This is a genomic window from Kitasatospora griseola (genome assembly GCF_014648555.1).
GTDB classification, from domain to species: Bacteria; Actinomycetota; Actinomycetes; order Streptomycetales; family Streptomycetaceae; genus Kitasatospora; species Kitasatospora griseola.
In genome coordinates, this window is the sequence record NZ_BMRI01000007.1 from 46045 (window position 1) to 52109 (window position 6065).

6 protein-coding genes and 1 pseudogene are annotated in these 6065 nt (G+C 73.9%); all 7 read right to left on the minus strand.

What is annotated here, in order from left to right:
* Positions 1-3: 3 nt before the first annotated feature.
* Positions 4-1200 (minus strand): GyrI-like domain-containing protein, encoded by a 1197-nt coding sequence (locus IEZ12_RS11210; RefSeq protein ID WP_189271900.1) that lies wholly within the window; start codon positions 1198-1200, stop codon positions 4-6.
* Between the two features lie 85 nt (positions 1201-1285).
* Entirely contained in the window at positions 1286-2317 is a 1032-nt protein-coding gene (locus IEZ12_RS11215; RefSeq protein ID WP_189271901.1) for an SDR family oxidoreductase, read from the minus strand.
* A gap of 34 nt (positions 2318-2351) precedes the next feature.
* Positions 2352-3599, minus strand: a complete 1248-nt coding sequence (locus IEZ12_RS11220) for a beta-ketoacyl-[acyl-carrier-protein] synthase family protein (protein WP_189271902.1) — start codon at positions 3597-3599, stop codon at positions 2352-2354.
* Positions 3596-3850, minus strand: coding sequence for an acyl carrier protein (locus IEZ12_RS11225; protein ID WP_083462020.1), 255 nt, complete (start codon positions 3848-3850; stop codon positions 3596-3598). Before IEZ12_RS11225 ends, IEZ12_RS11220 begins: the two co-directional genes overlap by 4 nt.
* 51 nt (positions 3851-3901) lie before the next feature.
* Positions 3902-5152, minus strand: a complete 1251-nt coding sequence (locus IEZ12_RS11230) for an aspartate aminotransferase family protein (RefSeq protein ID WP_189271903.1) — start codon at positions 5150-5152, stop codon at positions 3902-3904.
* On the minus strand, positions 5149-5604 hold the full coding sequence (locus IEZ12_RS11235; RefSeq protein WP_189271904.1) for a type II toxin-antitoxin system RatA family toxin: 456 nt from the start codon (positions 5602-5604) through the stop codon (positions 5149-5151). Before IEZ12_RS11235 ends, IEZ12_RS11230 begins: the two co-directional genes overlap by 4 nt.
* Positions 5591-6065: pseudogene (locus IEZ12_RS38200) on the minus strand (GNAT family N-acetyltransferase); the annotation flags it as partial. The pseudogene IEZ12_RS38200 and the gene IEZ12_RS11235, both read right to left, overlap by 14 nt.

Sequence of the window (6065 nt, forward strand, 5' to 3'; positions counted from 1 at the left end):
CCGTCAGCTCGCCGGTTCGGGCTCGACCGGCTGGCGGACGACGGTCCTGAGCTTCTCGGGGGCGGTCCTGCGGGGGTCGCCGACGTAGATCTCGTGGTGCTTGGCGGCGGGCCGCAGGCCGTTGGCGGGGAGGTACTCGTGGTGGAGCCGGTGCAGGGCGGGTGCTTCGTCGTCGTAGGAGCCGATGTGCAGCAGTTGGGCGCTGGGGCCCTCGTGCAGGGCGAGGCGGCGGACCTGGGCGATGGTGGGGTGCTTCTTCTTGGCCAGGGCGGTCCGCCGGGCCTGCTCGATCATCTCCTCGGTGATCCACGGGGGGAGGCTGATCAGCATGGTCCAGTTCCAGGTGTCCTTGGCGCGGCTGCTGAAGGCCTCGGGGTCGTCGGCCCACCACAGGCCTTCCAGGGGGCCGACCACGAAGTCCCCGTCCTCGGTGTGCTTGGTCGCGAACTTGAGGGTGTACGCGACCGAGTAGAGCGCCTCGACCGCGGCCTTGTGGGCGGGTGCGGTGTTCGGGTTGCCGGTGCCGTCGACGGCGAGGAACTGCTGCGGGGGGACGTCCACGACGGCCCAGTCGGTGTTCCGGGGCGCGTAGAACTCCTTCAGGGCCTTCTTGATGTCGTACGGCGCCATGGTCGGTTCTCCTCCGGGTCGGCGGGCGCCGCTCAGCGATGCCCGGTAGCGGTCCAACCAGGCCTGTTCGGCGCGCAGTTGACCGAGTGAGTAGTCGAAGATCGCGTGCACGAAACCGGGCGCGGGCGGCCCGGCGGCCTCGGCCCGGGCCACCTGTTCGATCCGTTCGGCGAGTGCCCGGGCGCGCCGTTCCAGGGCATCGAGCAGCCGGTCATGGTCGACGGCGGGCTGGTTGGCGAGGCCGACCAGGACGCGTGGGTAGAGCGGGTGGAGCTCGGCGACGGCCTGCTCGGCGCCGGTCGCGCAGGCCAGTCGCCCTTCGGCGGTCGCGCCGAACACCTTGCGGCGCTTGTCACCCGCGGCGGCCGATCCGGCGAGCTGTTCGATCAGGCCGCGTTCCCGGAGCTTCGTCAGCAGATAGTAGATGGAGCTGAATCCGACCTCCGTCCACTCGCGCATTCCGCGGTCGGCGATCACCGCTTCCAGCTCGTAGCCGTGCCGGGGCTGCTCGACCAGGAGGCCGAGCAGGGTCAGTTCGGCGGCGGTCAGGCCTGGGTCTGTGCCTCTCATGCCGCATATCCTAGCGCTAGAATATCGGCGCGACAGCACGCGGGGATCACGACCACGCGTTCCAGGCAACGGACATGACGGAGCGTCAGCGCTGGAGCAGCGTCCAGGGCTCGGGTCGGGCGAGGGCCAGCCGGGGGCGGCGTTCGGCCCAGTGGTGGACGGAGGCGGCCATGGCCGCGGCAGGGTCGGCGACCTTCCAGGTCGGGTCGAAGGGGCGGCGCATGCCGGTGTAGCTCTGGAACATCGCGAGGAGTTTCACCGCCTGGCTCTGGATCGGCGAGAGCCACTGGTCGGCCAGCGGCAGGAAGAAGCGGTTCCAGCTGTCCACGGACACCAGCGGGGGCCGTTCGATCGGGGCGACGCCGTGCGCGGTGCGGAAGCGGTTGAGCGTTCCGCAGACGACGTCGAGGAGTTGGTCGAGGGAGAGGCTGTCGGGGCCGGCGGCGATCACCTCGGTGCGGGGCCGGTCGGGCGGGTCGGCGAGGACGGCGGCGACCATCGCGGCGGCGACTTCGTCGACGGGGCTGATCTCGGCGTGGCCGGCGGGGTCGCCGACCACCACGGCGGCGGTGCCGGAGACCAGCGCCTGGAGGAGGGTGTAGGGGCCGGAGAACCGGGCGATCTCGCCGGTGCCGCGGCGGCCGACCACCAGCGGCGGGCGGATCAGGGTCAGCGGGCCTGGGTGGGCCTGCCGGGCGATCGCCTCGCAGGTGGCCTTGGACCACTCGTAGCCGTTGCGGTAGCCCTCGAACTCGGTGCCACGCAGGTCCTCGGGGTTGCGGACGCCGCCGACGTACGCGGTGGAGACCTGGACGAGGTGGGTGTCGCGGTCGGCGAGGGCGAGGACGGCCCGCAGCGGTTCGAGGTTGGCGGTGACGGCCTCGTCGCGTCCGAGGGTCCAGCGGGTGCTGGCCGCGGCGTGCACGATGACGTCCCAGTGGCCGGCCAATTCGGCGGGCGGCGGCTCGGCTCCCATCCGCCAGCGCACCACCGCCTCGTCACGCCGTGCCACCGGGACCAGGTCGAGGGGCCGGCCGTGCGCGGTGGCGGCGGCGCGCAGCCGGTGCGCGAACTCGGTGCCGACCACTCCGGTCGCCCCGGTGAGAAGGACTCGCATGTTTGGCTCCGCTGATCGGGCTGTCGATGGGGGGTCAGGGCGGGGGCGCGAGCACCAGGCAGGCGTTCTGGCCGCCGAATCCGAAGGAGTTGGAGAGCACGGGGGCGGGGGCGACCCTGCGCGGCGCGCCGTGCACCAGGTCCACCCAGTTGGCCTCGGGGCTGCTGTGCAGGTTGGCGATCGGCGGGACGGTGCCGCGGGCCGCGCAGACCAGGGCGAGTGCGGCCTCCAGCGCGCCGGCGGCGCCGATCAGGTGGCCGGTGACGCCCTTGACGGCGGTGACGGGGGGCGACTGGCCGTCGAAGCAGCGGTCGACGGCCCGGGCCTCGGCGCGGTCGCCGGGCACCGTGGAGGTGCCGTGGGCGCTGATGTGGCCGATGTCGGCGACGGACAGTCCGGCGTCGGCGACGGCTTGCCGCATGCACCGGCCGGCCACTTCGCCGGACTCGTGCGGGGCGGCGATGTGGAAGGCGTCGCAGGTCTCGGCCCAGCCGGCGATCTCGCCGTGGACGACGGCGCCGCGGGCGCGGGCCTCGTCCAGGCGTTCGAGCACCAGGACGGCGGCCCCCTCCCCCATCACGAAGCCGTCCCGGTCGGCGTCGAACGGGCGGCTGGCCAGCGCCGGGGCGTCGTTGCGGGTGGACAGCGCCCGCATCCGGGCGAAGGCGCCCATCACCACGGTGCTGACCGCGGAGTCGACGCCGCCGGCCACCGCGACGTCCAGTTCGCCGTGCCGGATCCGGCGGGCGGCCTCGGCGAGCGCGGTGCTGCCGCTGGCGCAGGCGCTGGAGTAGGTGGTGCAGACGCCCTGGAAGCCGTGGCGCAGCGCGATCCGGCAGGCGGGCGAGTTGCTCATGGTGCGGGGGACGGTGTGCACGGGCAGGTCGCGGGGCCGGGTGGCGTAGCCGGTGGTGGCGTCCTCCATGCTGGTGAGGCCGCCGATGCCGGTGCCGATCTGCACGCCGATCCGGTCGGGCGACCGGTCGGCGGGCAGCCGGGCGTCGGCGAGCGCGTCGGCGGCGGCGCAGAGCAGCAGTTGGGCGGGGCGGTCGATCTGCCGGGCCTCGCGGGGGCTGAGGTAGGCCGTGACGTCGAACGGCGGCGCCAGGCAGGCGAAGTGGACGGGCAGGTCGGCCTCGACCAGGCGGTCGAGCCGGGTGGCGGCGGAGCGGCCGGCCAGCAGGGCGGTGTACACCTCTTCGAGGGTGTTGCCGGCCGGGGACTTGACGCCGATTCCGGTGACGGCGACCCGGTGTCCGCCCGAGGGGTGCCGGGTGCTCATACGGGGCTGTCCATCCGGGTGCGCAGCAGGTCGATGGCGTGGCCGACGTCGCGGGCGGCGATCAGGTCGTCGGGGTCGATGCGCAGCTGCAGGGCGCGTTCCAGCCGGGCGCCGATCTCCATGAGTTCCAGGCTGTCGATGCCGTACTCCTCCAACAGGCTGGTGCGGTCCTGCAGTTCGGCCGGGTCGGTGCCGAGGACGTCGGAGATGACCGTCCTGACCGTGACGGCCAGTTCTTCGCGTGTGGGCAAAACTGCTCCCGTTCCTTCCGCCGCGGTGTGCGGCCTCGGCGCCGGCCGTGGTCAGCCGGCGGTGGTCCCCCGCAGGGTTCGTCCGGTCGTCGTGAGCGCGGCGTCGAGCAGGGCGGCGGCCTCGGCGAGGTCGGCGGCCGTGCTGATCAGCGGCGGCAGCAGCCGGACGGTGGTGGGGCGGCTCAGGCACGGGGACACCAGCAGTCCGGTGCCGGCCAGTTCGACCAGGGTGGCGCCGGCGGCGTACGGCGAGACGCAGTCGATGCCGCGCAGCAGTCCGCGGCCGCGGACGGCCTGCACCACGTCGGGGTGCCGGGCCCGCAGCCCGTCCAGCACGGCGTCCAGCTGCACGGACAACTCGCGTCCGTGGTCGGCGAGTTGTTCGACGGCGGCGAGGGCGGCGGGGACGGCGGCGCAGCTCAGCGGGTGGCCGCCGAAGGTCGCCGAGTGCAGGAACGGGTCGGCGGCCAGCGGGTGGTACATCCGCTCGGTGCACAGCAGCGCGGAGAGCGGGACGACGCCGCCGCCGAGCGGTTTGCCGAGCAGGACGGCGTCGACGGGCAGGCGGTCGGCGAGGGCGACGGAGCGTTCGCCGCAGCGGCGCAGTCCGCACTGGATCTCGTCGGCGATCACCAGGGTTCCGTGCCGGGCGGCGTCCTCGCACCACTGGCGCAGGGTCTCGGTGGGCAGCGGCAGTGCGCCGTTCTCGCCCTGCACGGGTTCGAGGACGAGGGCGGCGACCTCGCCGCCGGCCACCTCGCGTCCGACGGCGTGCGGGTCGTCGGGGTCGACGTGCAGGACGTCCACGGCGCAGCCGAGCAGGCCGGTGCGGTAGAGCGGGCTGTGGGTGAGGGCGAGGGCGCCGAGCGACTTGCCGTGGAAGCCGCCGCGCACCGCCAGGACCCGGCCGCGACCGGTGGCGAGCCGGGCGAGTTTGACGGCGACCTCGACCACGTCCGCGCCGTTCAGGCCGAAGTAGACCTTCGGGAGCGCGTCGCCGAGGTAGCCGCTCAGGGCGGCGGCGGCCTCGGCGGCGACGGGGTTGGCGAGGCTGCGGGTGGCGGTCGGCATGGCGTCGAGCTGTGCCCGGACGGCGGCGGTCACGGCGGGGTGGCGGTGACCGAGCAGGGTGACGGCGTAGGAGCCGAAGTCGAGCGCGGTGCGGCCGTCGGAGAGCGTCACCCGGCAGCCCTCGGCGGCCACTTCGACGGCGCCGCGCCCGGCGAAGCCGCCGGACAGCGCGAGTTTCGGGGAGAAGTGGCGGCGCAGCAGGTCGAAGACCGGGGTGGTGACGGCGGTCATCGGGCGGCTCCTCGGAGCAGCAGCCGCTGTTCGAGGGCGGCGAGCATCTGGGCGGCGCTCTCCCGCAGGGCGTCCGCGGCGACGGGGTTGAGCATGTCGGCGAGCAGCGGGATGCCGATGTCGAAGTCGACGTGCAGGGCGACGGTGCTGCCGCCGCCGGGTGCGGCGGTGACCGCCCAGTGGCCGACGAACGCGCCGAGGTCGCCGTCGAGTTGCTCGAAGTCGAAGCGGCGGGCGGCGTGGTCGATGACTTCGGTCTCGGTCCAGCGCAGGACGGAGCCCTTGAGCCGGACGGACCAGGCGGTGGTGCGGTGCCGCTCGTCGGGCTGGTCGAGGATCTCGACGGAGTCGACGCTCTCCATGCAGTCGGGGTAGCCGAGCACGTCCACCACCACCGGCCAGGCGTCCTCGGGCGCCACGGCGATGGGCAACTCCACGTCAACGCGCGGCATGTGACGACCTCTTTTCGCGGTGGTTCGGTGCGCGGTGGTGCGGGCCGAGCGCGTCGGCGCGGGCGGCGGCCAGGGCGGCCGGGAGGAGACGGCGGAGCACGGCGCGGGGCAGGGTGCGCAGGTGTGTCATGGCGTGCCACTGCTCGACGAGTGCGCAGCCCATCTCCACCTTGGGTTCGTAGGCGGTCTGGGCGAAGCGGATGTGCCGGCAGCCGGCGGCCATCGCCAGCCGGACGGCCGCGTAGTGCAGGTTGTGGTAGATCGCGGCGTCGTGGTTGAGGCGGTAGTCGAGGCCGATCCGGGCGCCGGTGGCGCCGGTGCCGGCGAACAGGCAGAGCAGGAAGCCGACGGCGCGTTCGCCTTCGAGGCAGACCACCAGGCGGCTGCTCGGGTCGTCGGCGCCGGCGAGGGCGGTGAGGAAGGCGTGGTCGAGCACGTCGAGGGTCTGGTCGGCGCGGTCC

What these genes read in the sequence shown, in the direction of transcription:
- IEZ12_RS11210 (WP_189271900.1), bottom strand. Translation starts at nt 1,200, where the DNA reads ATGAGAGGCACAGACCCAGGCCTGACCGCCGCCGAACTGACCCTGCTC.
- IEZ12_RS11215 (WP_189271901.1), bottom strand. Translation starts at nt 2,317, where the DNA reads ATGCGAGTCCTTCTCACCGGGGCGACCGGAGTGGTCGGCACCGAGTTC.
- IEZ12_RS11220 (WP_189271902.1), bottom strand. Translation starts at nt 3,599, where the DNA reads ATGAGCACCCGGCACCCCTCGGGCGGACACCGGGTCGCCGTCACCGGA.
- IEZ12_RS11230 (WP_189271903.1), bottom strand. Translation starts at nt 5,152, where the DNA reads ATGACCGCCGTCACCACCCCGGTCTTCGACCTGCTGCGCCGCCACTTC.
- IEZ12_RS11235 (WP_189271904.1), bottom strand. Translation starts at nt 5,604, where the DNA reads ATGCCGCGCGTTGACGTGGAGTTGCCCATCGCCGTGGCGCCCGAGGAC.